The 25141-nt window shown below is 44.9% G+C and carries 24 protein-coding genes; 17 read left to right on the forward strand and 7 right to left on the reverse strand.

Annotation, left to right across the window (positions count from 1 at the left end):
• The first annotated feature begins 48 nt into the window (after positions 1 to 48).
• Positions 49 to 1281: a competence protein CoiA family protein gene (locus D6024_RS20830; RefSeq protein WP_162944910.1), complete on the forward strand. Its 1233-nt coding sequence runs from the start codon at positions 49 to 51 to the stop codon at positions 1279 to 1281.
• Positions 1282 to 1634: 353 nt separating this feature from the next.
• Here D6024_RS20830 and D6024_RS20835 read toward each other — a convergent pair whose 3' ends face one another.
• From D6024_RS20835 to D6024_RS20860, 6 genes are all read right to left on the reverse strand, one after another.
• Positions 1635 to 2111, reverse strand: a complete 477-nt coding sequence (locus tag D6024_RS20835; RefSeq protein ID WP_121356751.1) for a hypothetical protein — start codon at positions 2109 to 2111, stop codon at positions 1635 to 1637.
• Between the two features lie 1046 nt (positions 2112 to 3157).
• Positions 3158 to 5365, reverse strand: coding sequence for a TonB-dependent receptor family protein (locus D6024_RS20840; RefSeq protein WP_121356752.1), 2208 nt, complete (start codon positions 5363 to 5365; stop codon positions 3158 to 3160).
• 290 nt (positions 5366 to 5655) lie between these two features.
• Positions 5656 to 7929 carry a TonB-dependent receptor gene (locus D6024_RS20845; RefSeq protein WP_121356753.1) on the reverse strand — a complete coding sequence of 758 codons (2274 nt, stop codon included), beginning with the start codon at positions 7927 to 7929 and terminating at the stop codon, positions 5656 to 5658.
• A gap of 161 nt (positions 7930 to 8090) precedes the next feature.
• The gene (locus D6024_RS20850) at positions 8091 to 9308 is read right to left on the reverse strand and encodes a sialidase family protein (RefSeq protein WP_121356754.1); all 1218 of its coding nucleotides are present in this window, start codon (positions 9306 to 9308) and stop codon (positions 8091 to 8093) included.
• Positions 9305 to 11644, reverse strand: coding sequence for a TonB-dependent receptor (locus D6024_RS20855; RefSeq protein ID WP_121356873.1), 2340 nt, complete (start codon positions 11642 to 11644; stop codon positions 9305 to 9307). Before D6024_RS20855 ends, D6024_RS20850 begins: the two co-directional genes overlap by 4 nt.
• A gap of 102 nt (positions 11645 to 11746) precedes the next feature.
• On the reverse strand, positions 11747 to 12121 hold the full coding sequence (locus D6024_RS20860; protein ID WP_121356755.1) for a hypothetical protein: 375 nt from the start codon (positions 12119 to 12121) through the stop codon (positions 11747 to 11749).
• A gap of 142 nt (positions 12122 to 12263) precedes the next feature.
• On the opposite strand from D6024_RS20860, the gene D6024_RS20865 reads away from it, so the two are divergent.
• Both D6024_RS20865 and D6024_RS20870 read left to right on the forward strand, forming a co-directional pair.
• Positions 12264 to 12779 (forward strand): heavy-metal-associated domain-containing protein, encoded by a 516-nt coding sequence (locus D6024_RS20865; RefSeq protein ID WP_121356756.1) that lies wholly within the window; start codon positions 12264 to 12266, stop codon positions 12777 to 12779.
• Between the two features lie 43 nt (positions 12780 to 12822).
• Positions 12823 to 13644 carry a hypothetical protein gene (locus tag D6024_RS20870; protein ID WP_121356757.1) on the forward strand — a complete coding sequence of 274 codons (822 nt, stop codon included), beginning with the start codon at positions 12823 to 12825 and terminating at the stop codon, positions 13642 to 13644.
• Between the two features lie 13 nt (positions 13645 to 13657).
• Here D6024_RS20870 and D6024_RS20875 read toward each other — a convergent pair whose 3' ends face one another.
• The gene (locus tag D6024_RS20875; protein ID WP_121356758.1) at positions 13658 to 14059 is read right to left on the reverse strand and encodes an Ig-like domain-containing protein; all 402 of its coding nucleotides are present in this window, start codon (positions 14057 to 14059) and stop codon (positions 13658 to 13660) included.
• Positions 14060 to 14426: 367 nt separating this feature from the next.
• Between D6024_RS20875 and D6024_RS20880 the strand changes: the two genes are divergently transcribed.
• The 14 genes from D6024_RS20880 (at position 14427) to traK (ending at position 25140) form a co-directional block, all read left to right on the forward strand.
• Positions 14427 to 14621 carry a helix-turn-helix domain-containing protein gene (locus D6024_RS20880; protein ID WP_121356759.1) on the forward strand — a complete coding sequence of 65 codons (195 nt, stop codon included), beginning with the start codon at positions 14427 to 14429 and terminating at the stop codon, positions 14619 to 14621.
• Positions 14622 to 14699: 78 nt separating this feature from the next.
• A complete protein-coding gene (locus D6024_RS20885) occupies positions 14700 to 15263 on the forward strand; it encodes a Crp/Fnr family transcriptional regulator (RefSeq protein ID WP_121356760.1) in 564 nt (187 codons plus the stop codon).
• Between the two features lie 76 nt (positions 15264 to 15339).
• Positions 15340 to 16686 (forward strand): hypothetical protein, encoded by a 1347-nt coding sequence (locus tag D6024_RS27065; protein ID WP_205573341.1) that lies wholly within the window; start codon positions 15340 to 15342, stop codon positions 16684 to 16686.
• Positions 16687 to 16700: 14 nt separating this feature from the next.
• On the forward strand, positions 16701 to 17132 hold the full coding sequence (locus D6024_RS20895) for a hypothetical protein (RefSeq protein ID WP_121356761.1): 432 nt from the start codon (positions 16701 to 16703) through the stop codon (positions 17130 to 17132).
• Between the two features lie 49 nt (positions 17133 to 17181).
• On the forward strand, positions 17182 to 17676 hold the full coding sequence (locus D6024_RS20900; RefSeq protein WP_121356762.1) for a hypothetical protein: 495 nt from the start codon (positions 17182 to 17184) through the stop codon (positions 17674 to 17676).
• A gap of 94 nt (positions 17677 to 17770) precedes the next feature.
• Positions 17771 to 18103, forward strand: coding sequence for a DUF4134 domain-containing protein (locus tag D6024_RS20905; protein ID WP_205573342.1), 333 nt, complete (start codon positions 17771 to 17773; stop codon positions 18101 to 18103).
• A gap of 11 nt (positions 18104 to 18114) precedes the next feature.
• Positions 18115 to 18426: a DUF4133 domain-containing protein gene (locus D6024_RS20910; protein WP_121356764.1), complete on the forward strand. Its 312-nt coding sequence runs from the start codon at positions 18115 to 18117 to the stop codon at positions 18424 to 18426.
• A 42-nt stretch (positions 18427 to 18468) separates the two neighbouring features.
• Entirely contained in the window at positions 18469 to 20916 is a 2448-nt protein-coding gene (locus D6024_RS20915) for a TraG family conjugative transposon ATPase (RefSeq protein WP_262670737.1), read from the forward strand.
• A 24-nt stretch (positions 20917 to 20940) separates the two neighbouring features.
• On the forward strand, positions 20941 to 21333 hold the full coding sequence (locus tag D6024_RS20920; protein ID WP_121356766.1) for a hypothetical protein: 393 nt from the start codon (positions 20941 to 20943) through the stop codon (positions 21331 to 21333).
• Positions 21334 to 21340: 7 nt separating this feature from the next.
• On the forward strand, positions 21341 to 22015 hold the full coding sequence (locus D6024_RS20925) for a conjugal transfer protein TraI (RefSeq protein ID WP_121356767.1): 675 nt from the start codon (positions 21341 to 21343) through the stop codon (positions 22013 to 22015).
• Between the two features lie 27 nt (positions 22016 to 22042).
• Positions 22043 to 22675: a hypothetical protein gene (locus D6024_RS20930; RefSeq protein WP_121356768.1), complete on the forward strand. Its 633-nt coding sequence runs from the start codon at positions 22043 to 22045 to the stop codon at positions 22673 to 22675.
• A gap of 18 nt (positions 22676 to 22693) precedes the next feature.
• On the forward strand, positions 22694 to 23329 hold the full coding sequence (locus tag D6024_RS20935; protein ID WP_121356769.1) for a TerB family tellurite resistance protein: 636 nt from the start codon (positions 22694 to 22696) through the stop codon (positions 23327 to 23329).
• 9 nt (positions 23330 to 23338) lie between these two features.
• Positions 23339 to 24523 (forward strand): conjugative transposon protein TraJ, encoded by a 1185-nt coding sequence (gene traJ, locus D6024_RS20940; protein ID WP_121356770.1) that lies wholly within the window; start codon positions 23339 to 23341, stop codon positions 24521 to 24523.
• A complete protein-coding gene (gene traK / locus D6024_RS20945) occupies positions 24523 to 25140 on the forward strand; it encodes a conjugative transposon protein TraK (RefSeq protein ID WP_121356771.1) in 618 nt (205 codons plus the stop codon). The genes traJ and traK overlap by 1 nt, the downstream gene beginning before the upstream one ends.
• Position 25141 lies beyond the last annotated feature (1 nt).

Genomic DNA, 25141 nt, shown 5'->3' on the forward strand with positions numbered 1-25141 from the left:
TACTAGCTACCAGCGCCAAAGCTTTCATCTGCAACAAATTGCAATCACATGGCAAACATAATTGACCATACGTCAATGCTGCAATGGGGAGAACGGGAAGGCGTTCTTTACTTTGTTGATGATGTAGAAAATGGCGATGCCTGTAAATGTGTTTGTTGCCGCTGCGGCCGACCACTTATTGCTAAAAATAAAGGGTTGATTAAAACACACCATTTCGCCCATTGGTCCGATATGGCCTGTGAAGGTGCCGTTGAATCAGCCGTTCATAAATTAGCAAAGCAAGTGCTGGCAAATACACGTAAGCTGATGTTGCCACCCTGCGAAGGCAATGGACCGCATGGGCCGAAGGATTACGTTTTAGAAGCGCTGATCGAGTTCGAACGTGTGGAAACTGAAGTCAATATCGAAGTAGAAGGAGAAATCATACGTCCGGATGCCATCGGCTATGCCGGAGGAAAGAAGATATTCATTGAGTTTTGTTTCACACATCAGGTATCGGACCTAAAGGGAGAATTAATAAGGAAGTCAAATACATCGTGCATTGAGATCTTCTTGGATCTTACTCTCCAGGAGCCGGGGAAAATGGAAGCACTTTTGCATGATTCGCTTGACTCAAAACAGTGGATTTTTCACAGGGCACTTGAAAGAATGGTTTTGGCTGATTGGGAGCAGGAGAGGGAAAGGCTGAAAGCACGAGAGAAGAAACTTGCCGAGCAGGATAGGCTGCGCCGGATAAGAGAAGAACAAAGAAAGAAAGCAGAATTAGAAAGGCAACGGCGAGAACAAGACTTGCGGAATTGGCGGGAGGCGAAACGACAGGCGAAATTGGAGGAGGAGCGTCGAAAAAAAGAACATGAGCTTACAGAAGCTAAGAAGAAAGGTTATTTATATAAGCATTGTCCTATTGTGGGGCAGTTCTTAGAAAAGTTTTACCACACCTCGTGGGCCCGAAATGAGGTAATCAATGCATTACGAAGTGGCGTCTGGTTTCAACGGAAAATATTCTATAACTGGCCGGAGGGGCCAATTGATATTTTCGTGGACAATAAACAATACATCTTGGTTCCCAGGAAAGAAGAGTACGACCAATTACCTGAGGAGCAACAGCGATACCATTATTACCTCATGGAGTCGGTAGAGAAGTATGATAAACTTTACCATCGTTCAGTAAATCATTGTACATATTGCAACATGTTCGCCGGCAACGTTTACGACTTCATTATTTGTAAATTCAATCATAGCAATAACACTGAAAGTTGTTTTGACTATGATAAGTTGTGAATGTTGCACTAATCATTAAAGGCAAATCGGACGTGCAAGAGTGCGAGGTAACAGACATTGAATAGGAATTCTGTTGCTTGTTTAAGTAAATCAATCTTCCATTTCATGGGCTTAATTAACCGGTAAAATCTCAATGAAGGGATTTGATGCATTTAATAATACGAATACTGCCTTTGCTGCAAAAAAAACGTTGGCTAAAAGAGAATGCCGTAAGGAACGAAATGACTCTTGCTGCGGGAAGCCGAAGGCCGCTAATGTGTTGCTCTGTGCGTTGGCTTAGCGACTGCAGGCCAATGAAAAAACGTTTGCCACTAAGAGATAGGCATAAAGAGGTTTTATTATTTTCAATTACCTTACTGATTGAAATAGTTGAAGTTCCAATCTATCTTCAAATGATGGTTCTTTTTAAACTCTGGTATCTTATCCATTATTTTCCTCCTGTGCTCTACACCAACGAGAAACAAACCCTTTTCATACCTATTATTCTCAACATACTGATAAATATTCTTAATCATTTCATTCTCTCGAACGTCGAGTTCATTTGACCAGTCTTTAGCCCGTTGGTACAATTTCTCATTATTAGTCTTTTTTATTACCTCCTGTTCTAAGACATCCATACGTTCCGACAACATTGTCCACTCTTTGCTATTCAGGAAAGGGAAACCATTATTGTCCGCCAAAAGTTGCCGTTGATTGTATAAGGTTTTGTATTTAGGGCAATAATTCACAAATATGTAAGACATAGTATTGAAATCGCTCCTGGAAAAAAAACCATCCACTTCATCTATGTCTAAATCTACCGGAAAATGTGGAATGGGGTGGCTTTGCAAGTATCTTTTGATTGTGAGTACTTCTAAAGAAGGGTGACGCAATCCTTTATAAACTGCATCAAATTTACCCGGGGAATTTCCTCAAAAATTACATCCGGAGCAATTCGTTCGATAATTTGATACAACTCAATTGAATTGCATTGACCATTTTCTTTGTGCCTGGTAGCAATTAATGTTATACTACATCGTTGCATTGTCGTTCCGTTGGTTCAATCAAATATAAAAAGGAAGTCCTCGTGAAAACGAAGGCTGTAAGCAAGACTACTGCTTGTAAAGCACAATAGAATTGTATCTGTTTATAGTAAAACCCAGTGCGTTGGCAAAAAAGGTAAAAGCGCCTGCGGCAAAAAGAAGGGTCGGCCGTGCCGGGAAGTAACCGGCACTGGAGCCTGGCAGCATAGCGAGCCGTTAAAGACGCCGGAGAGGAACGCAGGCGGCTGCGAGTGCCTGCACCTGTGCTGACTGAAAAAGCAGCGAAGCGGCGTCAGACAGCAACAGTGAGACGCAAGGGTTTGGCGTGTGTTTTTGTTTTATCCGGTCGCTCTGTGTGGTCGAACAAAAACCATGACAAACCCGTAGCCGGGGCAGGCGGCAAGGCGAGCAAAATTATTGGCAGCGGGTGGACTGAATGCGACTGAAATGAATGTAGGATGTAGTGGAGCGGAATGGAACCCAGTGAGTATTGTAGCGTGGGTTTGCGAAAAGGTATGTGCATCACTTGTGCTTTGCTTTGTGTGTTTGATAGTGCGCCATGCCTTGCAGCAAATGGTCGGGCTACGAACGTGGTGTAATGGAGCGAAACGAAGGACGAAATGAACGAGGTGGCATGAAGGACACAGGAGCTGCCGTGACGAATGCCGTATGAGCTGCAAGCAGTGTGCTTAAACTGCGTAGCGCAGCGGAGCACCCGAAGGGCATTGTCAGCTTTGCCAATACCATACAAGTTTCATAAATCGCTTTATTGGCTATGCTGCAATGGTTTGGCGCATCTGCTTGCCGAATAGGCATGAGGAACACCGCTTTACCTTGCAGCGTGGGCTTCACCTTTATAACTTCAATCCCAAAGAGACGTAAAAGCTGCGGCCATCACCGGGCAGTATGCCGGGACCGGGATACATGTTGATGCGACGGGTAAAGTATTTTGCGTTGGCAATGTTGTTTATGCCACCGGAAAGGGAATAATTTTTCAGGAAACGCCAGTTCACGCTAAGGTCCCAAAGATGATAGGCCGGCACGATGCCAGTTGCACCATTGGGATTGAAAACCGTGTTGTTGGCATCGCTGTAGCTCTTTCCCACGTAGGTAAAGGTTAGCTGGGTAACAAAGGTTTTCTGCTGCCATGCAAGGCCGGTGCGGTTGGTCCACTCCGGTGTGCCTTCTACCCAGTTTCCTTTGAGTGGTGTGTTGATACCGCCTTTGTTGATAGAACCATTCAGGTATCTTGCATGCGTATAGGAAAGGGCATTAAATAAACGCAACCTGTACAAACGGCTGGCACTGTATTCCGGTAATATCAGACGTGCAAAAGAGAAGGAAATATAGGCTTCCACACCTTTGCTAACTGCATCGCCAATGTTGGTTGTGTAGAGATAAGTTTTGTCGTTTTGGCCTTTAAGCGTTAGCTGCCCGACACGATTGCCATAGAAAAGATAAAAACCGTTCACATCAAACTTCAGGATGTCCTTCACCTGTCCCCGATAGCCCAAATCAATGTCGTAGCCTTTGCTGTCCTTCAGGTTTGGGTCAACCACGTCAATACGGTCAGCCGGTGTAACATTAGCATACAGAAAAGGACGGTAGGCTTGTGAAGCGTTGCCGTATAGTTCTGTTGCTTTGGTGAGGCTGTATTGTAGCCCTGTTCCAAAAAGCGGAAAAGAACGATTGCTCTTGTAGCTTACAGGCACCGAAGCGTTGTTGATAACACCTTCCATTTTCGTGTCAATCATCTCGTAGCGGACGCCTGGTGTAATGGAAAAAACTTTCGTCAATTGGAAAATATTCTCTGCAAAAGCGGCATAGTTGGTCGAGTGTAGCCGAAGGTCTGTTCCGTAGGGCTTTACCAGGCTTAAATCAAAGTCGCTGCCCGTTGTACCCACTCCTTTCTGCCTGCGCTTGGTTGTCTGGTCGAAAAAGCGAACCCCCGTTGAAAGGGTGTTCGAGAGGCCTTTTAACCGGTACTGATGTAGCAGCCTTGCTTCGGTGGTAAAGCCACTGTAGTAATCCCTGTCCACCTGACGAGGGTTATAGGTGCCAAGCTGCGTATTCACCGTGTCGGGGATGTTGGGCGGGTTGAGAAACTGTACACTGTTTCGCTCTCCACCCAGGTAATGCGACGTTACTTGCAGTTTTGTAGCCGTCGAGAATTGGTGGTGAAACAGAAGTGCTGGAATGTTGATAAAGGGAGAAAAGAAGTTGCGGCTCCGCCCTGATGCTCTTGGGTCCTGATGGAACTGTTCATCGGTCAGGCCACCGGCTATTTGCTCCCGGTAGTCCATGCGGGAAAACTGAAGGGCCAGCGAACTTTTGTTGGAGAAAGCATAACGAACATTGACATAGTAAGCATGATAGCTGAAAGCGGCGTTTTTGCGCCAGCCATCGCCGTGTCTTTTGTCGTAATAGGCGTAGTAGCTCCATTTGCCGCTTCTGCCACCAATAGACGTAAAAGAGTTGAAGAAATTAAACGAGCCAGCAGTTTGCTCTGTCTCAAGCGAAAAAGGTTTTGTGCTGTCGCCTTCTTTCATCTGGTAATTGAGCATCCCACCAAACTGCGGCCCAAACTGAAGGGCGGCAGAACCACGCACCAGCTCGACCTTTTGTACGCCTTGCATGGGTGGCGTATAGTGAGCTTCCGGGTAGCCAAACACGTCGGAATTGATATTGTAACCGTTCTGCCGCATGTTCATTTCAATAGAACGATGTGCATCAGTGCCTCTTGTTCCAAGGTTGATTTGTGTTCCGCTGCCGCTCATGTCCCAAAGGGTAAGACCTGGAATTTGGGAGAACAACTGGCGGGAAACGTTGGCTGCAAGATTGGCTTTGGCCGGGTCTAAAATGACACTGTTGGTCTTTTTGCCGGCATAGACGTTCATACCCTCCACGGCTTTCAGGTAGGGTGTATGGTTTAACCGCATAGAAGAACTGACAATAATGCTGTCCAGGTCCCTTCCATTCACGGTATCGGCAGCAGATTGTCTATTTTGGGCATGGATAAAAGAAACGGTTAGCACAAAAGCAGCACAAAACAATCGTCTCATCAAGTCAACATTTTGCAACGAAAGTAAGAAGTTCAAAAAATTATCGTTGGTCTTGCATAATCAGCTTCCTAATAGGGTATTCCGCTGCAATTTGCGGGAAGCATTAGATTGCCAACGACGGACCTTGTGTTTTAGCTTCGTTATCGAAGGACAAAGCCAAATTGCTAAATAAAATTACCGAACGTACAAGTGAGTGACACAACGAATGTGCAAGCAGGGTACTGATGCTGGCCACATAAGAAAACAAAAGCTACCGAAGTAGCTTCTACTTTACTTTGTTCGATAAGGGTTTAAAAAAATAAGGTGAAACTTGCCCTTGCAAAAAATGGCGTGCCCGCCGTGAAATGAATTTCTGAAACAGGGGCAGGCTCGTTCTGCAACCTGCTTTCTGTGTCAAACTGTGTTTCTTTCCATTTGACGTTGAAAAGATTTTGAATAGCTATTCCAGCTTCCCAATTTCTTTTCGTATAGTTAATGGCCGCATCGGTAACAAAGTAACCTTTTGCGATGACTGAATTGTCTTCGTTGGCTGGCCTGTCTGCCATATACCGGTAACGCAAGCTACCGTTCCAGCCCAATTCTTTTCTGTACGTTAAGCCGCCAACACTTGTAAAGCGAGGAGCCAATGGCAGGTAACTATTTGCTTTGTCAACTTCTAATGCTCTCGGGTTAGCAAGGCTTATGTCAGCATCTGCATAAAGATTGTTTAGCACCTCATATCTCGCTGAAAAATCAAAGCCATATCTTCTTGTTTTTCCACCTGGTTCCACCACCCCTTCATCACCGACATAAATAAATTCCTGGTCAAGCCACAAGTACCAGAGTGCCGATTGCAATACTAAATTCCTGCCTACTTTGAAGATGCCGCCCAAATCAGTTCCATAAGCGGGTGGCAGCACTTTCTTTCCGTCTTGCCGTACAGCTACTCTTGTGTCGTTGCTGTGAAAGCCCCTGCCATTGTACAAGTATAATTGCACTTTATCATTCAGCTTGTAGTTTACGTTTAGCTTTGGGCTTACGATTGCAGAATTGGTTGATAAGACTTGTGCCGTTAATTTATCATTGTATTGATTGGTAAAATAATCAGCTCGTAATCCGCCGGTAACATCCAACTTTTTAGACAAGGAAAATCGTTGTGACCAATACGCACCTGCATTCAATTCGTGAATGTCGCCCCGCATAATTTCAGCCGTGTTGACAACCCTGTCTTTTGTCCTTGTGAGTTCTATGTTATTGATGTCACCATAGCGTAATTGAACACCGGCATTGGTTTCTGTTTTGATATTGCCGAAGAAATACTCCTTGCGATATGAGCCATTATACCCGTAAATGTTTCGATCCTCTTTCTGCCTTATCTGGTCACCGTTGACCGGGTCTTCCTTGTAGAATGTAAAGTTGGAATAGAGTTCAAATTTGTACCGGGTGTAATAGACTTGATTGCGGATTGCACCACCGTTGTGCAGGTTTGTCAGGAGCTCCACATTTGCATTGTACCGGGATGTTTTTCCGCCTTCGGTGCTGTCGATGGCACCATAAAAATCAATCATACCGCTTTCAACAGCCCTATCCGGTATTTGTCCTGATGCATTCCATTTGCTGGTAAAACCCGTTATACTTGCACTGATCGTGCTGGTGGGGCTGACGCTGCCATGATATTTTAGTATTCCATTAAAGCGACTAAAGTTCTGTGGATGGTCGAAATAGCCATCAGAGTAGGAGGCTTCACCGGCAAAGTACAAACTTTGGTTTCGTCTGTCACCTGTTGATTTTAGCAGGTTGATGCCTGTGATGCCTCTGAATGTGTTGAACTGACCCCCTTCCAGTTTTACGAAATTGTTCTCCAGGTAATCTTTTGTTTTGAACTCCACAAAACCTGCTGTTGTAAAATTGCCTTTGTCGGCAAAGTAGGGTCCTTTATTGAAATTTACTTTGTCTATCAGTTCAGGAATAACAAAATGCAAGTCGGCATATCCCTGGCCGTGTGCATGGCTTACCATGTTTACTGGTATGCCATCCACTGAAATGTTGATGTCCGTGCCGTGGTCCAGGTCAAAGCCCCGTAAAAAGATTTGCTCCGCTTTGCCGCCACCGGCATGTTGACCGATGAACAGGCCTGGAACCATCCGCAATACTTCCTGTGAATTGTTGATGGGCCGTAAATGAATGTCAAGGTCGCTGATGGTTTTAAAAATACCGCCATTGGCAGTTGCTTTGACCTGTACTTCCTGAAGGCTTGAAACTTTCGAATTGAGATAGATAATAGCCGTATTATTGGTGCCCGTAAGTGTGTCTACAGCCACTCTTTTGACTTCAAACCCGATGCGGCTAATCAACAATTGTAAAGAGGATACTGGCAGATTTCTGAAACTCACAAAGCCGTTTTCGTCTGCGGATGCATTGAAGCTGGCATCTTCATTTTGAACAAAGGCATCCTGGACAGGCACTTTGGTGTCGGCATTGACAATGTAAATGCCTTTAAGCTGTGACTGGCAAAAAACCCGGCCCGAAAGGCCAAGAAAAAGTAAAAAGAAGACTGCTCTCAGAAGTGATGCACAATGTCCCATACAGTGGGTTTTGAGTTGCGGTTTCTGTATCTACGAAAAAACCAATGCAGTGGATGTTCCGCCGCATGGCAGGACAATGTTTTCCGATAAATACATTTCAAAAATACAGAAACCGAAAAAATCTACCGTTTTACCGTAAATGGCTGCGAGTCGATTCAAAATCAGGGTAACAGCGCCCGTTTTACCAGCACATAATCCTTGCTATTGTTGTTTGCTGTATAAGCAATTAGAGCCTTTTTGGCGTCAACAGGATAAACGACTGGAAATGACGCATCGCCATCGTGGGTGATATATTCTTTCACGGTTCGCTTACCCGATAGATCCCGCTGCTCCAATCCAATCCGGCTACTGACATTACTGCCATTCACAAAATTTTCATTCCAAACAATCAAGATGTTGTCGTTTGGAAGCGTGGTGATCTGGCAGTGCTTGGATGCTTTACCACTTACACTGTCACGTGCTGTAAACGACTTGCCATTATCTAAAGAATGGTTGTAATAAATGCCTGAACCCTTGCCACCAGTGAACCAGGTAAACTGCAGGCCATTTTTGTTTTCTGTCATGGCAGGGCCGGTATGGGGGCAGCCGCTGATCACCCAATCATCCTGACTTATTCGCTGGGGTTGGGAGAAGGTGCTCCCACCATCTGTTGAAACGATGTGCACCATGTCCCGGATGCTGTGATCCAAAATTGCTCTGTACAGCACATGAATGTTTTTTGCTTTGTCAATAAACAAATCGGTACGGCAACACTGGCAGCAAGGACCACTAATCAGCTTTTCATTCTGAAAGCCATTCCTGCCGCTGGTGACAGCATAATACAACCCTGAACCTTCTTTTTTCCATGTCTTGCGATTGTCCAACCAGGTGATACCTGCTTCACCGTTTGGCAGCAGGGCCATGTCAAAATACCGCTGGTCGAAGCTGGTGGTATCGGTAGTCAGGCTTCTTGGTTTAGTCCACGTTTTTCCATTATCAAAGGACTGGCTGTAAAACACCAGGCCGGAGTATTTGTTTCTTGGGTCAGGGTTTGCCGCACCCCAGGCGGCGACGATTTCACCCGAAGGCTTGAAAAGGATTTTCGGCATGTTTTCACCATGCGGATGCACATTGGTGCTGCCGGGTATTGCAATGGGTTTATCAAAGGTCGCGCCTTCGTCAGTTGAAACAGCATAACAAACAATGGAACTGTCTGCACCTGATTGTTTAATCCAGCTTAGCACCACGTTGTTCTTGTTGTCTTTTGTCAGGTAGGGACAGGAGCCGGGGCTATTGTCTACCTGGATAGCATCGGTAGTCGAGACGAGTGGCTTTGGCTCTTGATTTTTACAAGCTATCAAACAAATAGAGAGAATTGCTATCGAAAGAAATCGTTTCATTGGTTCTTTTTAAAAAGGTTTGCAAAATCATAGGATACTCCCACATTGAAATTCCTGGGTTCGGCCAGTTGATAGCTCCAGCCGAAAGAGCTTTTCGTCGTGATGTAGGAGTAATAGTTGTTGGTGGCGTTGAGCACATTCACCCACACATCAAAGCCTTTGAACTGATAACCGGCTCTTAGATTAAAGGCATTGTATCCATCGTATGTAGCCGTGTTCTGCGGGTCCACAAAGTAGCTGCCAACATGCTGTAGCTCTGCCCCTATGCGAAAGCCTTTTACAAAAGAGGGCTTGTACCAAACCTCCGCGTTGTAAATCCAGTGTGGCGCATTGGCCATCTCGTTTCCGTTGTAGGAAACGCCTTTCTCTACATAATCCACAAACTCGTGCTTGCTGTAGGCACCGCTAAGGCGGAAAGAGACATCTTTTATCGGTGTAGCATTCAAGCCAGCCTCAATGCCCCTGTGCAAGGTGCGTCCGGCGTTTTGATTGGCAAAAGAGCCATCATCGAGTTTCACGGAAATAATTTCATTGGTTCCCTCCAGGCGGTAAGCACTGACATCAATAGAGAGTTTGTTTTTCACCAGTTCTACCCAGCCACCTACTTCGTAATTGTAAAAGATAGACGGATTTAAGTTCGGCACTTTAACACCCGTGTAAAGCTCTGTGACCTGTGGTGGCACAAAGCCCTCGGAATAGTTGGCATAGATGCCGGTCCGTGCAGAGAAGTTGTACGTAAAGCCCACTTTGGGACTGACCCGGTGAAAGTTGCTGACGGTGTCGGGTGAGCCACTAAAGGCCGAGGGGGTCAGGTGGTTATCGAACCCGTAATGGAAATAGTCATAACGCAATGATGCCACCACACGCAGCTTTTCAATCGGATTAAACTCAACGTTCAGGAACGCTGCATAGTTGTTCAGTTTTGTGGCATAATCGGTCAGTGTGCTGTCGGTATTCTGATAGCTGACATACTTTTTACTAATCGTATCTTTTTTAATGCGGATGTAATTCGCATTATACGTGGAGGGGCTTATGTCAACGTTCAACCCTCCGATGACAACGGCTTTTTTCCAATTTAGGTTTTGCCTGTGTTGCGCTATCAGGGAATAAGAATGGAAGCGGTTTTCGTTGATCTCGCCATGTGCCAGATCTTTTTTGCCCACATTCACACCGTTTACTTTGCGGTAATCATCTTTTACCCGGTAAGCAGGGTTTTGCCCGATGGTATTGTCACGGTACAAAGCGGCTACTGTTGTCTTGCTGTTATCATTCCATACATGCGTTAGCGTGGAATGATAACGGAGTGCATCCACTTTCCGGTAGGTAAAGGTTTGCGGATTGGAGAAGGCTTTGCTCGCAAACATGGTGCTGTCAATACCCCCGGCCATGTCGCTGTAATAGTTTAGGTACGTGAGGCTGTTTGATAAAGTGGTCTTATCTGAAAAATGATAGTCTGCTCTTGCGGTGAAGGTGCCCTTGTGAAAATCGCTGTACTCCAAATAGCCGTTACGCTTGTCGGCATAATAGCCGCTTAGCACAAAGCCCCATTTACCTGTCGAAACGCTACTCATGAGGTCGGCCCGTTTGTAACCCACGTTATTGCCCTGTGCCGATAGTTTCAGCACCGGAACGGCAGTTGGTGCAGCGGTGATAAAGTTCACCACACCGCCAATGGCTTCGCTGCCGTAAAGCGAGGAAGAAGGGCCTTTGATGACCTCAATGCTTTTGGTAGCCGCCAGGTTCATTTCCAGTAAAGCGTTGTGGTTGTAAAGTCCCGATGTGCGAATAGGAATGCCATCTTCCAGATACAGGAAGAGGCTACGGGTGGTCATGGGCTGGCGGATGCTCATCTCGTGTTGCTCGTTGCCGAGGTTTACCATATTCACACCGCTCACTTTGTTCAGCACCTGGTCGGCCATTGTGGGCTTGGCATCCTGAATGGTCTTGCTTGTGATGGTGGTGATGGCAATGGGTGCTTCGGAACGTTTGGCGCCTTCGCCCCGGTTGGCAGTGAGTACCACTTCCTGAAGCTGGGAAGCAGCAGGATTTAAGGAAACAATGTAGGCTTTGTTGGATACGGCAAATTGTTGGGGCGTGTACCCGATGTAGCTAACCGCAAGTGTCCGGCAATCGGTGCATCGCATTTCAAACTCCCCTGAGGCATTGGTGGTACAGCCGCAATGACAGTTTTCGTCTGTACAGTGAATGGTGGCGCCGGCTACCGGTTCTTTGGTGGTGGCATCAATGATTTTTCCTTTCACATTGGTTTGTGCATAGGTGGCCCTGGCAGCAAGGAATAAGACTGCCAACAGCACGGCTTTATAGAAACGTGACATGTGGTTGAAGTTGTGTGTAAACAATGGTGTGCAAACAGCATCCGTAGTTTCTCTTTTAAAAAAACAAAGAAGGATGAAGAGGCTGTTTTTCTAAAGGTTTGCTCACACCAGGGCCGGTGGATGGAAAATGTCGGCGTAGATGCCTTTGGGGAAAGAAGTGTCGGCGTAAAGAGAATAGGAAACGGGAAGGTTCAGTTGATGAAAGGCCAAGGTGGCAAAGGAGGATTTTGCGTAAACCACCTCGTTCCTGTTCCCGCCTTTCCGTTCAGGGTTTTGCTCCTCTTTCTTTTCCTGCTCTTTGAGCTTTTTCATCATCTGGCACTTGCCGTTGCAGTGCAGCATGGGCCGGGCCTTATTCTCACAATTTTTGGCAAAGGAAGCCGTGTTTGCATAGTAATCCAGCACAATAACAGCCTGGCTGAAGCTATAGGCTGCAAAGGCAAGAATAAGCAATATGGCTGCAATTTGCCGGTACATAAAGCGACACAAAGGTATTTTAAGATTGAGTGCCGCAACTGACTGAAATCAGCCGGGTTGCTGATTTATGCAAAATAACCATGCCCACCGAACGTTCTAATGGGTGAGTATGTCCCGGAATTTCCTTTGTAACTTTAAATGAATGAAAACTGCTTTTTTTCTGTTACTGACCTTTGTTTCGCTGCGGGGCCTCGGTCAGCTCAAAGCTGTCGAGGTGCAGGTCGGTGGATTATCCTGTGCCCTTTGTTCGAAAACCGTTCAAAAAAGCCTGGAGAAAATTTCCTTTATTGGGGCGGTAAAACCGGACTTAAACAGCCAAGAATTTCGTCTGGTCTTTCGGGAAAACAGCTTTGTGGATTTGGAACAAATCAAAAAACAGGTTGAGGATGCCGGCTTTTCGGTGGCCCGTTTGCAGGTAGTGGCTGATTTTGGGGATGTTCCTGTAGAAAGCAACAGTCCCGTAAAAATTGGCTCCCTTCAGTTTCAGTTAATGGACGCAGGAGCGAACGTTTTAAAAGGCGAACACACCCTGACACTGACGGAAAAGGATTTTCTCTCGGCAAAAGCCTTTAAAAAATACTGTGGTAACTCTTTGCAAAAATGCAGTGCCAAAACCCTTTCCCCGGATGGCAGTCGAATTTACAAGGTGGTAATATGATGGCTGTCTCTTTCCTTTACTGTCAGGCAGTCTTTGGTTGATTATGTACAAGTATTTTCTCTTGCTTTTCGTTGGCATCGTCCAGAAAACAGCGGCACAAGAACTATTTGTGTTTACAGATCCGGCTTCGGGACTGGCGGCCCGTTCGTTAAACCTAAAACTTTCTGACCATTATATGCCGTATGACAGGGTGTACAGCCGGCCGGCTCATCGCCTGATGCTGGATGCGGAGGTAGGCATTTCCAGAAAACTGACAGCAATGGCAGGGGTCAGCGTTTCCAACATGCACACTTATCAGGTAAAGCAGGAAGCCTTGTTTGTGGAAGCAAAATACCGTTGTCTTTCTCTTGATGAAGTGCACCGGCATTTTCGCATGGCGGCTTTCGTCCAGGCTTCACATACCAAGGCACCTTTTCACTACGATGAAACGAATTTGACGGGTGACAAAAGTGGCGTAAGGCTTGGAATGATTGCAACGAAACTTTGGAACCGGTTTGCACTTTCCGGCACCCTCAGCCACACACAAGTGCTGGATAGTTCACGCTTCAACGAAACGGTTTATATACCCAGGCGTATTTACCAGACGCTAAACTATTCGCTGTCCGGTGGCTACCTGGTGCTTCCCCGTCGCTATACCAGCTACCGGCAAGTGAATGTCAACCTTTATGGTGAACTGTTGGCGCAACAGGCCTTGGACCACAAAAGCTACTATGTTGATGCTGCCCCGGCGCTGCAATTCATTTTCTTCAGCAACACAAAACTAAACGTGGGTTACCGCTTCAAACTGGCAGGGAATGCGCAGCGGATGTCGAACGTAAGCTGGCTGTTTAGCATTGAAAGAAGTTTTTTGAACGTTTGGAAGTAGCAGCAACGGTTGCTTAGTTGGTTGACACATCCACTTGAGCTGTTGCCAGGTTTTGCGATGGGTCAAAGGCAATAATCTTAATGATATAAGAAAGGCCTGTTTGTGCAGTAAAGGCGTCCTGCACGGTTCCCGTTTTAGCATCGGGATAGGAATGAATGTCACGAAGCAAAGCGCCAGTTTCTTTGTTCAGTACATGGATGTGGAGTTCTGATACTTTGTTGTTATCAGTGGCGGATGCGGTTACCTGGATAGTTTGACCAGAAGAAAAGATTTGGTTGTTGGTAGGTGATGTGATAGTTATAGCCGGTGCGGTGGTGTCTTTTGTATTTTCTGTACCGATTGTACTGCCGTTTTTTGAACAGGCAAAAAAGAGGCAGGTGAATAAAAGCAATATGGTTGTACGGAAAAAAGTCAAATCGCTGAATTTTGTATAAAGTTATCAATCTGCAATCGTAAAAAGGCCAATGAAGGACTAAAAAGGCAGGCAATAGGAATAATAGTTACGCTGCCTTGACAGAATGCTGCAACCAGTGCAAGTGGCATGAGGCACGAATGGCTCTTGCTGTGGGAAGCAGAAGGTGGCTAATGTTTTGGCCTGTGTGTTTGCTTAGCTACCTTCAGAAACTGCAGTAATTGCTCAACATATCTGTTTCAAAAGCAATTAAATTCGGATAATTAATGGTTCGTAGGGAGAATTCTCCCTTGTTTCGGTTATCATGAACTCTTCACTTTGAAAAGTGAAGAAACATTCGCCCCGGAAATACTTTAAAGATCAAACTTTCATGAAGCAGGTTGGCGAAAGGATCCGAGAAATCAGGAACAAAAAGAATGTTTCGATAGAGGAGCTGGCAAATGATTGTGAAGTGGATTACAGCCAGGTGCTACGCATGGAACTCGGTAAAGTAAACTTCAGCATTTCCTACCTCAATAAAGTTGCTACAGCTTTGGGTGTAAACCCGAAAGAACTGCTACCCTAAAGAGACGTTGCCTTTCAATTTGTGTCTACAATTTGAAGACCCTTTAACCTTATTGAATTGCACCAAACTTGCGAAACCATGTTGGAGTTATTACGCTTCCTGGAGTCGATTCACCCGATGAGTGACGAACTTAAACGGTATCTGTCTGTTACGCTGAAGGAAAAGCACCTCGCAAAAAAAGACTATCTTCTTAAAGCTGGTCACGTCTCTCGTGCAATCTGTTTTATTGCAAAAGGGCTGCTTCGCTGCTTTTACATAAAGGAAAATCATGAAGTTTCTTCCTGGTTCATGAAAGAGGGAGATGTGATTGTTTCTGTTGAGTCCTTCTTTCAGCAGAAAGCGAGTTATGAGGCTATTCAGGCTTTAGAGGATTGCTTGGTCTACTACATTACCTACGATGAATTGCAATTCATCTACAAGCAATTTACTGAATTCAATTTTATTGGCAGAGTGCTGCTCGAGAGGTATTACATACTTAGTGAGCAACGACTTTATTCTTTGCGCATGCAACGTTCACAGGAACGTTATGAGTATTTGCTGGAACACCACCCGGACTTATTATTGAGAGTTCCGGCAAAGCATCTTGCATCTTATCTGGGAATTACGGAAGTCACCATGAGCAAAATTCGGGCACGCATCTAATTTCTTATCCATTTTTAATTCTAATCGCCTCTTAGCCAATCTATTTTTACATCAGAAACCAGAAAACACCCACACCATGAAACAAATCTTACTCATCGCACTTGTTGCACTATTTGTCGTAAGCTGTCAAAAGGATTTGCAGCCGAGTAACAATGATTATTTGGAAACCGCCAAAAAAGCTTTGCAAGATAGCTTGAGCGCTACAGACTTTGCGGCCTTGGACTTTTCGAAAGCTACTCGTTCAAGCGTGGACAGCACCAGCTTCTATGCTCTTAGAATACCATTCAAAGGAAAAGTTTCCCAAGAAGATTTTGTTTTTATCAAAACAAATGAAAAAGGGAAAATTGAGAAAGGAAAGATTATCCATCTGCAGGGCAAAGTGACCGAGGATGATAGTAACCCTTTAAAAAGAAAGCGTTGGGACGGAAGCGTTTCAATAACTTCTTTGGATAGGAAAGCTGCAATTGAATCTCCAATAGTTGATGGATACATCACCGGTTTCCATCGGCAGAATAGCTACAGAACCGCCTCACAGGAGCCACAGGGAGAAATGATGCCTGAAGTTATCATCACATATGTCCGAACAGCAGATTATGGCTACTCTTGGTCCAACATGTTTATGCTACAGGCACTCCTTGCAGATGGAGGTGGGGGCGGGGGTGGTTATTATGGCCCATTGTCCGGCGGAAGTGGTGGAGGCGATCCTTATAACGGAGGTGGCGGCTACGGTGGTGGAGGTGGCGGCTCAACTGGCGGTGGTAGTTCCAACGACCCGGTTGTACTAATTGATAAAGAGTCGCAGGATGTTAACCCGGCTATCGACGTTCAGAAATACGTTAAATGCTTTAGTAATATCCCTGATGCCGGTTCAACGTGTTATATTGAAATATCCAGTGATATTCCTGTAGACAACAACCCGAATGCATTCTTTGATTTCTCGACCATGTCACCTGGGCACACTTTTATCACGATTTCGAAGTCGAATGGAACGCAGCATGTGACGCAAAACATAGGCTTTTATCCGAAGTCCGGTTATAAGTCGATGACCTATGCGCCAACAGCAGGGAAACTTGTTGACAATGCAAAGCACGAGTTTAATGCCTCTCTGTACATGAGTTTGACACCTGCCCAACTGTCTACCGTGCTACTGCGCATTCAACAGCTTTCGAACCTGAACTATGATATTGACCAGTACAATTGTACGGATTGGGCACTGGACATCTTCAACAGCGTTCGGACAAACAAATTGGAAATACCGCTTTATGGCTTACCGGACAGCCCAATGACCCAAAGTACCCGAACGCCACAGGGGCTTTACAATAAACTGCAGCAGATGGTCAATAACAATGACCCGGAGAAGAAAAACATTACAATTGATATTATAAAAGGTTATGCCGGTGGCAGCAATGGTCCATGTAATTAAGTAAATTTATAGCTATGAAACTCTTTCGAATACTATCGCATCCATATACGTTGATATTCTGTTTCTCGTTTATGATTATCAGTGGAGAAAGCATTGGTGGGTTTTACATCATGTACATCCTTTTAGGCCTTCTGCATGGTGTGCTTCATTCGCTCCTAGGCTTCTACGGTATGCTGGCATTAATCATCAGCTATCATCTGCCACTGAAACGGAATATTTTTATAAGGCAGATATTAAACGTAATTGGAATTGCCTTACTGTTTGCTTCCGTTTTCTTCTTTTTCCAGAATGATAAAGCGCATTACAACTGGGGAACACTAGAACAAGGACTTCCCATGTTTACCCTCATGTTTACGGCTCTTATTGCAGTTTGTTGCTTGATAGGCACTTTCTGGAAACCCCAGCCAAAGAACGATGAAGAACAAGGCGTTCTAAGCAAAGTGTAGCGGGTCTCTTCGAGACGATATTGTTTGTGTAGTTTGAAAATCGTGTGTTATGTTCAACAATATTAGCTGGCAAGGCTACTGGATAACTATTGCCCTACTTACAGCAGGTTATTACCTGGTTATTTACCTGCTCTACTTCAGAAAGGATTTTTCAATTGAGTGGAGAAAAGACTCAAAGCGCAATGAGGAAAGTCCTTTCCTTTCAACATCCCCAGACAGCGCTGTTTCGTTTTCCGACGCTGTTCAGCAATCTTCTCTGTTCGACAATTTCGAAGAATTTCAACGTCCGTCGGCCGACACCATCGAACATGCTGTTTATACTTGCATGGACGAAATCAATGCCTACTTGGAAGAGGCAAAGCGAAGCAAATGCATCAAAGAAGAGATGCTATACGCTTTGTATTCTATCCTAAAAAAATTTCCTGCAATCTCGACTTCAGAATACAAAGAGTCAGTGACAAACGTAATTGTCAACCAGTGCGAATATCTGTGTTCCGTTCACTTGAATGCTGATGATGTGGTGCGTGTGTGGGTTGGATGGTGAACTTGGAGCTACTCCCTGGCCCTGCCCCGTAAGGTGGGGCCACTAAGGGAGTATTCTGGAAATTGAAATCTGTTATTTATCAAAAAGCATGAATATGAAAAATGTGAGAAAGATTTTTTTGAAGAAAAATAGTTGGAAACGCCCCGTATTGTTTGGTGCCATGTTCCTTTTGCAAGCTGCGGTTTACGCTCAAGATGGCAACGCCGGTATAAACGAAGCTAACACAAAAGTGCGTTCTTACTTTGCTTCAGGCACAAACCTGATGTATGCCGTTGGTGCCATCGTCGGCCTAATCGGTGCCGTAAAGGTTTATCAAAAATGGAACAGCGGTGACCATGATACGGGCAAAGTAGCGGCAGCCTGGTTTGGAAGCTGTGTGTTCCTCGTTGTTGTGGCTACTGTGATCAGAAGTTTCTTTGGTGTGTAAAGCTTTAGCCGGTGTCAGTTGTTTACAATATCAACAAGAACATCAACAAGCCGGTTGAATTCAAAGGCTTGAAAGCACAGTACATCTGGTATTTGGGTGGAGGTCTGTTAGTTCTGCTCGTTCTTTTCGCTTTCTTGTATATCTGTGGTGTTAATCCTTTTATTTGTTTGGGCCTGATTTTACTCTTGGGCGCAGGACTTTTTATCCACATTTATGGCCTTAGTCACAAATACGGCGAACATGGAATGATGAAAAAAATAGCCAAAAAAGGAGTGCCCACCATTTTAAAAGCCTACAGTCGGAAATACTTCCTTGTAAAGTGAAATAGTCAAAACTTAAAAGTGATGGAAAGGTTGTTATATGAGATGCTTCCTATCATGGAGGTCGAGCATAATGCTATCCTGTCAAAGCATGGGGACATTACAATTGGCTTCAAAGTAAGCCTACCGGAACTGTTTACTTTGTCCGATAGAGATTTCGAAGGGCTCCACCAGGCTTGGGTAAAGGCTATCAAGGTTCTTCCTAAGCATAGCATTTTTCACAAACAAGATTGGTTTATACAATCGAAGTACCGGCCTGACTTCTCCAAAGATGACAAAAGCTTCCTTTCTCTTAGTAGCGAACGTTTTTTCAACGAACGGCCATTCCTGGAACATACGTGTTACCTGTTTCTCACAAAGAAGGCATCGGGTAGAAAATCGGTGAATTCGCTTTTGTCAAATCTTCTTCGCAGAAGCATTGTGCCGGAGCAAGCGATTAAGCAGCATTTTCTTCAGGATTTTCAGGACGCCTGTGGCCAATTCAAGCAGATTGTGGAGGATAGCGGGTTTGTAAAGTTGCAACGCCTAACGAACAAAGAGCTTTTTAGTTTGGAGAACAAGGCCGGTGCGGTTGAGCGGTACTGCTTTTTGCTCCCCGATGAAAAGGAAGTTGCCATCAAAGACATTGTGCTAAAGGACGAGGTAAAAATAGGTGACCAACACGTACAGTACTATACGCTTTCGGATGCACAGGAGTTGCCGGCATTCTGTGGCTCTCGCATCAATTATGACCGTTATTCAACAGACCGGACGAAATTCTCCATTGGTTTTACGTCGCCGCTTGGACAGTTGCTGCCCTGTAACCACATTTTTCACCAATACATTTTTGTGGAGGATGCTGCAAAAACGATAAACAAGTTCGAAAGCAAACGGCTTCGGCTCCAGTCGCTGGCGGCTTATTCAAGGGAGAACGCCATTGTGAAGGATGCAATCAACGAATTTTTGAATGAAGCTTTATCCGGGCAGCGTTTACCAGTGAAGGCACACTTTAATGTAACGGTTTGGACAGATAAAAAAGAGGAGTTGAAGGACCTCAAGAACCTGGTGTCAAGTGCCATGGCCCAGATGGATGCAGTTCCGAAGCAGGAAGTGGATGGAGCTGCGCAAATCCACTGGGCTGGCATACCAGGGAATGAAGCGGAATTTCCGATGAACGACACCTTTGACACCTTTGTGGAGCAGGCTTGTTGCTTTCTGAACATGGAAACGGCTTACCAGTCTTCACTTTCACTCATTGGACTTCGCTTGGGAGACAGGCTGACCGGCAAACCCGTTCATGTTGATATATCGGATGAACCGATGCAAAAAGGCATTTGCACAAACCGGAACAAATTCATTTTAGGTCCCAGCGGCAGCGGTAAATCCTTCTTCACCAATCACATGGTCCGTTCTTATTACGAGCAAGGAACGCATATCGTTCTGGTGGATGTAGGCCATTCCTATAAAGGGCTGTGTGATTTGGTGGAAGGATACTATTTCACTTACGATGAAAAGAATCCCATCAGGTTCAATCCCTTTTATATCGAAGAAGGTGATTTGCTGGACACAGAGAAAAAGGAAAGCATCAAAACGCTGTTACTGGCTCTTTGGAAAAAAGACAACGAAAACTACAACCGGAGCGAGTACGTAGCACTTTCCAACGCTTTGCAGCTCTATTACAAGCATCTTGACAATAACGAGGGAGTTTTTCCCTGTTTCAATACTTTTTACGATTTCCTGCAAACCCAGTTCGTAGAAATCTTGAAAGAGGACAAGGTAAAGGAAAAGGATTTTGACATTTCGAACTTCCTCTACGTGTTGCGGCCTTACTACAAAGGTGGTGAGTTCGATTACCTGCTGAATGCCTCGGCAAATCTTGACCTGTTAAGGCAGCCATTTATTGTCTTCGAGCTGGACAACATCAAGGACCATCCCATACTTTTTCCGGTGGTGACCATTATAATCATGGAAGTGTTTATTTCTAAAATGCGGAACCTGAAAGGTGTTCGGAAAATGATATTGATTGAAGAAGCATGGAAGGCTATTGCGAGGGAAGGAATGGCGGAGTACATCAAATACCTGTTCAAAACGGTTCGAAAGTTCTTTGGTGAAGCCATCGTGGTGACACAGGAAGTAGAAGATATTATTTCATCACCGGTGGTGAAGCAAGCTATTATCAACAACGCCGATTGCAAAATCCTGTTGGACCAGTCGAAGTACCAGAACAAATTTGACCAAATTCAGGAATTACTGGGTTTGACAGATAAAGAAAAGGCATTGGTGCTCTCCGTCAATAAGGCAAACGACGTAACAAAACGGTACAAAGAAGTCTTTATTTCTCTTGGTGGAGTTCTTTCAAAAGTTTATCGTACGGAAGTGTCTTTGGAAGAATATTTGACGTACACTACCGAGGAAAAAGAGAAAATTAAAGTGGCTGCTTACGCTAAAAAATGGGGAAGTATGCGAAAGGGAATTGCAGTTCTTGCAGAGGAAATGAAAAACTCCAAATTCTAATTCAATCATATAAAATTCTGGTTTATGAAACTTGGTTTTTTGTCTTTGCTCGTCATCCCGGTTGTTCTCTCTTGTGGAAATACAAGCAGCCAACTGCCTGGAAGAACCGTTGAAGGAAACTATGTGGCGCAATCGAAGAGTGAGTTTAGCGTTGCCGATGATACGCTTTCCATCAACGCCATTGCAGGCCAGCAATCAATGTACTCTATTAAAAGGAGCGTTAGTTACCAAAGAGTAACAGAGAAAGGAACCAGGCCGAAGGAGTCAAAGCAGGAGTTTGCCACTGCGATTTGGGAGCCCCAGAGCAGCCAGCTGAAAGAGCAAAAACATGGGAGAGTGTATTCCCTATCGGCCGACGGCAGTCAACTGATGATTGGAACAATGATTTATACAAAAATCCTTCCTGGTAAGGGATAAGAAATTTATGAAAAAGGTGAGATTGATACTGTGCGTTGTGATTATTGCAATTTCATGTCCGCAGAGCCGGTTGCTAGCTCAAGACCCGATAACTGTCATTATTCAGCAAGGGATTAAAAAGGTGATTATTGCCGTTGACTTAAAAATTCAGCGACTGCAAAACCGGGTAATCTGGTTGCAAAATGCACAGAAAGCGGTGGAGAATACCATGTCGAAACTTCGCCTGGACGAAATTTCAGATTGGGTGGAAAAGCAGCGTAATCTGTACCGGGACTACTTCGAGGAGCTTTGGAAGGTGAAGGATCTCGTGAGCTATTATCATAAGGTGAGAGACGTCACAAGCCGGCAAATCCTGTTGGTAAAGGAATATAAACGTGCCTGGAATGGTATACAGCAGGACAAGCATTTTACGCCTGAAGAGGTAACATACATGGGAAAAGTCTATTCGGGCATTATGGCAGAGAGCTTGAAGAACTTAGAACAGGTGATTTTGGTTATTCAATCATTCTCACTTCAGGTGACAGATGCAAAACGCATGGAGTTAATTAATGCGGCTTCAGATGCCATGCAACAGAATTACACTGACTTGAAAGCTTTCAATTTTCAAAATGTTCTACTTTCCCTCCAGAGAGCGAAAGACGCAGAGGAAATAGCAGCAGTCAGAAGGCTATACGGAATGTAATTGTTTACTTACAAAACGTGAAAGACAATGAAAAAGGTCATGGCTGCCATGGCAGTGCTTTGTATTGCCCTAGGCGCAAGCGCTCAAACTTGGGACGAGTGGTTTCGCCAGAAGAAAACGCAAATCAAGTATTTGGTGGAACAGTTATCTGCTTTGCGAATCTATGGTAGCGCTGTAAAGAAGGGCTATGACTTGGCAAATAGTGGTTTGCAGACTATCGGCCACCTAAAAGAGAGTGATTTGGCCCTCCATCAGGAACATTTTACCTCTTTGCTCCAGGTAAAGGAAGGTGTAAAGGACAGCAAAGTATTGCAACGTATGAATTCGTTACAAACTGCAATCCAACGTATAAATACTGAATGTAGAAAGCGGTTATTAAATGACGGTGAGTTTACAACTGACGAGAAAGGATATTTCGCCAAGGTTTTGAATAATGTGATGAAAGAGAGTACGGCTATAGGACAGGAGGCGGTATTGCTCACGTCTGACGGTAACTATCAAATGGCGGATGACGAAAGGCTGAAGCGGCTCCAGGCTTTGCTGATAAGCACCGAGGATCTGTATGTTTTCCTAAGACAATTTAGAAACAACTTGGCAACAATGGCGCTGAACAGGATGAGGGAGCAAATCGATGCACAAAGACTAAGGTCGCTTTATTGAGCAATTCAAATGTGATGTATGAAAAAGTGTGTTGTTGGTTTATTTATGATGTTCACGATGTTTCTTTCAAGGGAAGCACACAGCCAGGCCCAAGAAGTGCAACAGCTGCTTTTAAACGTTGAGAAGCTGGCGCAGCTTAAGAATATTTTAGAAGACCTGAAAAAAGGTTATGAAATCGTTTCTCAAGGATACTCGACCATCAAGAACCTGTCACAAGGAAACTTCAACATCCATGAAGCCTTTCTTGACGGTTTATTAGAGGTAAGTTCCGCGGTACGAAACTACAGGCGCATCACGGATATCGTTAGCGCACAAATAAGCCTGGTGAAAGAGTACAAAGCAGCTTATCGTCGTTTCGCCAGCAGTGGTTTTTTCTCTGTCGAAGAGCTGACGTATATGAAAACTGTCTTTGAAAATCTTTTCAACCAAAGCGTCAAAAATATAGAAGCGCTGATTATGGTAATTACAGACGGAAAGCTCCGTATGTCTGATGATGAGCGGTTGACATCAATCGACGCCATCTGGAAAGAAGCTTCCGACCAGTTAACCTTTCTTCGGCATTTCAATCAAGATACAAAATTGCTGGCCCTCCAGCGGGCAAAGGCATCAGCAGATGCACAATTGCAAAAGAAACTTTTCTCCATCAACAAGTAAGTAGACAATATGAAAATATATGTAAAAGCTGTGCTTAGCATAGCTGCAGGGATGTTTTTGCCCCAACTAAGTCAGGCGCAAGGGATTGCCAATGAAATCGGTGGGCTTCAGAAGGTGTTGGAACAACTCTATGACGAGATGCTGCCGCTTTGCAGCCAGTTAATAGGGGTGGGGAGGGGCATAGCTGGGTTTGCTGCCACCTGGTACATTGCCTCCCGTGTTTGGGGCCATATTTCCAGAGCGGAACCAATAGACTTCTATCCTTTGTTTCGCCCCTTTGTGATTGGCTTTGCTGTTATCATCTTTCCTTCTGTCATATCTCTCATTAATGGCGTCATGAAGCCCACAGTCACAGCTACAGGTGCTATGGTCACCAACTCGGACAAATCGATTGCTGTTTTGCTGAAACAAAAAGAGGAGGCTATTAAGCAAACCACCGTTTGGCAGATGTACGTTGGTGAGACAGGTAGCGGGGACAGGGATAAATGGTACAAGTACACCCACCCAGATGACCCTACTGGTGACAATGAAGGTTGGATAGAGTCCATTGGCAATGACGTGAAATTTGCCATGGCAAAGGCATCTTACAATTTCCGCAACTCCATCAAAGAATGGCTAAGTGAAGTGTTGCACATTCTATACATGGCAGCAGCCCTCTGCATCAACACCATACGAACCTTTTACATGATTGTTCTCGCTATTCTTGGCCCTCTCGCTTTTGGAATGGCAGTATTTGATGGTTTTGGGCATACGCTGACCGTCTGGATAGCTCGCTATATCAATATTTTTCTATGGCTCCCTGTGGCCAACATCTTTGGTTCCATTATCGGCAAGGTGCAGGAAAAAATGATCGCCATGGACATTCAGGAAATCAGTTCCACCGGTGACACTTTTTTCTCCTCTGCCGACACTGCCTACCTCATTTTCATGATTATTGGCATCATCGGCTACTTCACTGTACCGTCAGTAGCCAACTATATAGTTCATGCAGGAGGTGGTAATGCTCTTTTGCAGAAGGTGAATTCTGTCTTCAGTTCTTCTGCTACCTCTTCGGCACAGACGGTTTTGCAAGGCGGAGCCTCAATGGTGAAAGATATTTATGGCAATGTGCCGGCCGTTATAAACTCCGGCATGGCTACAGGAAGTGCCGTTAGCAACTATTTCAAAGATAAAATCAGCGGAGGTAAAGAGTAATGTTTCAGAAAGCAAAGAATATAGATACCGCCTTTCGACAGGTTCGGCTCTTTTCTGTCACCATTATTGTTTGTGTGGTTGGACTGGCCGGTTTTGTAACGTACAAAAGCTACCACTTGGCAGATAACATTCAATCGCACATATATGTGCTGGCGAACGGAAAGGCCATTGAAGCTTTTGCAAGTGACCGTAAGGAAAACATTCCAGTTGAAGCAAGAGACCATGTGCGTACGTTTCACCAGTGGTTCTTTACACTGGCTCCGGACGAAAAAGCCATTCAAACGAATATCACGAGAGCATTGTATTTGGCCGATGGCTCTGCCAAGAGCATCTATGAGAGCCTGAAGGAAAACAACTACTACACCGGCATCATTACGGGTAATGTTAGCCAGGAAGTGACGGTGGATAGTGTTTCTCTCAACCTTGACGTAGCGCCTTATTCTTTCCGGTGCTGGGCAACGCAGCGGATTACCCGGCCAAGTGCAATCACCATGCGCTCCCTGGTAACAGAAGGGTTTCTGCGGTCGATTACGAGGTCTGACAACAATCCTCATGGCTTCCTGATTGAAAAATGGCGCATCCTCGACAATCATGACCTCAAAACAGAAAAACGATAGC

The organism is Flavisolibacter nicotianae, assembly GCF_003628535.1.
Lineage (GTDB): Bacteria > Bacteroidota > Bacteroidia > Chitinophagales > Chitinophagaceae > Flavisolibacter > Flavisolibacter nicotianae.